The following is a 247-nucleotide window of genomic DNA, read 5'->3' as shown; positions in this document are numbered from 1 at the left end:
CGCGGCTGCAATCGGGAAGCACCAGTCCATCCTTGATGTCGTATTTGGCGAGCAGTCCCGGGATTGTCGTTGCAAAGACGATATCGCAGCCTTCGAATGCGCCGCGCATGGCCATCAGCTGCTCCCAGTGACCGCCGCCGGAGGAGGCGGCGAGGACCTTCAACTTTTTCTCAGCCATAGATAGACCTCGTATTGAGAATTGCGCCAAAATGATCCGAATTGAAACGGACCGCCGTTTATTGTTTCG

General features: G+C 55.5%; 1 pseudogene. It reads right to left on the bottom strand.

The features are described 5' to 3' along the window. Positions 1-178 (bottom strand): annotated as a pseudogene (locus tag EOD29_RS34075) (glucuronosyltransferase); the annotation flags it as partial. Between the last annotated feature and the right edge of the window lie 69 nt (positions 179-247).

It is taken from the genome of Mesorhizobium sp. M1A.T.Ca.IN.004.03.1.1 (assembly GCF_003997555.1).
Classification (GTDB): Bacteria; Pseudomonadota; Alphaproteobacteria; order Rhizobiales; family Rhizobiaceae; genus Mesorhizobium.
Note: the sequence above shows the minus strand (reverse complement) of the source record. Positions and strands in the feature narration are given on the sequence as shown.